This window comes from Sporichthya sp., from assembly GCF_013815995.1.
Classification (GTDB): Bacteria; Actinomycetota; Actinomycetes; order Sporichthyales; family Sporichthyaceae; genus Sporichthya.
In genome coordinates this window covers 1-2,315 of record NZ_JACDFE010000377.1, presented here as the reverse complement: position 1 = coordinate 2,315, position 2,315 = coordinate 1, and the positions used below count along the sequence as shown (strand labels likewise).

Here is a 2,315-nt window from a genome sequence, read left to right as displayed (position 1 = left end):
GCCCGGGCGGGCTGCCAGCGTCACCCGCGGCGGGACGTTGTCGGCCGCCAGGGCGGCGTCCACCTCGTCCCAGTCCCCACCGAGGGCGTCGGCAAAGGCGGAGACCACCCAGCGGGGGTGGGCGTGCCGCAGCGCGAGGTACCCGGCGCGGTCGGCGGTGGGATCCGGCGCCAGCTCGGCCACCCACGCCTCGAGGTCGCGCGCGGAGACCTTGCGAAGTACGGCATTGACCAGACCGGCCGGCCCGGGGCCGACCATCGACCGGCAGAGTTCGACCGTCGCCGAGACGGCGGCGTGCGAGGGCGTGCGCATCGCGAGCAACTGGTGCGCGCCGAGCCGGAGCACGTCGAGCACCGGCGGGTCGAGCTTCGCCACGGGCCGGTCCACACAGGCGCCGACGATCACGTCGTAGGTGCCCTGCCCGCGCAGGGTGCCGTAGCCGAGCTCGGTGGCGAACGCGGCGTCGCGACCGGACAGCCCGCGTTCGCGGAGCAGACCGGGCAGGACGAGGTTGGCGTACGCGTCGCGCTCATCGACCGCGCGCAACAGATCGAAGGCGGCCTCCCGGGCCGGATCCGCGGGCCCCGGTCGCCGCTGCGGGCCCTGCTTGCGTGGCCCATGTCCAGGAGAGGTCATGCCGGCCCACCCAGGAACTCGCCGATCTCCGGTCGGGCGCCGCGCGCCCAGTCGGCGGCCCGCATCGCCTTCTTGCCCGGCGCGGTCACCTCTCCGAGCGCGACGCCGTGGCTGCCGGTCCCGACCAGCACGGTGTTCTTCTCCACGACCAGCTCCCCGGGGGCCAGGCCCCGGCAGTCCTGACGCAGCGTCAGAGGACCGAGCCGCAGCCGTTCGCCGCGGAAGGTGGTCCACGCCGCCGGGGCCGGCGTGCAGGCCCGGACCAGCCGGTCCACGTGCATCGCCGGGGCCTTCCAGTCCACCTCGGCGTCCGGGACGTTGAGCTTGGGCGCGAGCGAGACCCCCTCGCTCGGCTGGGGCATCGCCTCGACCGTTCCGGATTCGATCCCGTCGATCGTCGCGAGCAACAGCCCCGCGCCGGCCGACGCCAGCCGCTCGAGCAACGCGCCACTGGTGTCGCCCGGCCGGATCGTCTCGGTGAGGATGCCGAAGACCGGGCCGGCATCGAGTTCGCGCACGATCCGGAACGCGGTAGCGCCGGTGATCTCGTCCCCGGCCAGCACGGCCCGCTGCACCGGCGCGGCGCCACGCCAGGCGGGCAGCAGCGAGAAGTGCAGGTTCACCCAGCCGTGCGCCGGGATCGCCAGGGCTGCGTCCGGCAACAGGCCGCCGTAGGCCACGACCGGAGCACAGTCCGGCGCGATCTCGCTCAGCCGGGCCAGGAACTCCGGATCCTTCGGCGTCGGCGGGCGCAGAATCTCCAGGCCGGCCTCGGCCGCGAGTTCGGCCACCGGGCTCGGGCGCAACGTGCGACCCCGACCGGTCGGCGCATCCGGCCGCGTCACCACCGCGACCACCTCGTGCGAGGAATCGAGCAGCGCGGCCAGGCTCGGGAGCGCGACCTCGGGGGTACCGGCGAAAACCAGACGCATCAGCTAGAGCGCGCGGCCGGCAGTGGCGTGCGGGGAGACGCGGATCTCCGGCAGCGGCTCGTCCGCCCACGCCGATTCCCGGATCGCCCGCAGCGCCTGCCGGCGGGTCTCGTCGTCGAGCCGGTCGAGGAACAGGATCCCGTCGAGGTGATCGGTCTCGTGCTGCACGCACCGGGCCAGCAGGTGAGAGCCGGAGAGAGTGACCGGGTCGCCATACATGGTCTGACCCTTGGCCACCACCCGCAACGAGCGCACGGTCGGGAACACCAGGCCGGGAATCGACAGGCAGCCCTCATCGCCGTCCTGCTCGTCCTCGGAGAGTTCCAGCGAGGGGTTGATCAGGTGTCCGAGGTCGTTGTCCACGTAGTAGGTGAACACCCGCAGGCCGACGCCGATCTGCGGGGCGGCCAGGCCGACGCCGGGAGCGCCCTGCATGGTGTCGGTGAGGTCGGCGACGAGCTTGCGCAGCTCGAGGTCGAACTCGGTCACCGGGGCCGCCGGGGTGCGCAGGACGGGATCGCCGAACAGGCGGATGGGCTGGATCGCCACGCGGTGCAGCTCCTGGGTCGGATCGTCGAAATGGCCCGGCCAGTCTAGGTGGCCGTGGGAGAACGGGCGGTCAGCCCAGTTGCTAGCCCAGCACCGCCGGGTCGACCTGGATCCGCACCGCCCCCGCGGCCTTGCGCGCGCTGCGCACCCCCGCGCCGGCCCGCAGCGCCGCGGCCAGCTCGTTGCCCTGGGCACGGG

The 2,315-nt window shown here is 73.9% G+C and carries 3 protein-coding genes; all 3 read right to left on the bottom strand.

Going from position 1 to position 2,315, the window contains the following annotated elements; all coding sequences use genetic code 11:
* Nucleotides 1-636: transcription antitermination factor NusB (locus H0X00_RS23470; protein WP_293775251.1), on the bottom strand; the 636-nt coding region annotated here is incomplete at its 3' end.
* Nucleotides 633-1,568, bottom strand: a complete 936-nt coding sequence (fmt, locus tag H0X00_RS23465) for a methionyl-tRNA formyltransferase (RefSeq protein ID WP_293775250.1) — start codon at nt 1,566-1,568, stop codon at nt 633-635. The genes fmt and H0X00_RS23470, both read right to left, overlap by 4 nt.
* A gap of 3 nt (nt 1,569-1,571) precedes the next feature.
* Nucleotides 1,572-2,117: a peptide deformylase gene (gene def / locus H0X00_RS23460; protein WP_293775249.1), complete on the bottom strand. Its 546-nt coding sequence runs from the start codon at nt 2,115-2,117 to the stop codon at nt 1,572-1,574.
* Nucleotides 2,118-2,315 lie beyond the last annotated feature (198 nt).

Coding starts and splice junctions, on each gene's coding strand:
- fmt (WP_293775250.1), bottom strand. CDS start 1,568: ATGCGTCTGGTTTTCGCCGGTACCCCCGAGGTCGCGCTCCCGAGCCTG.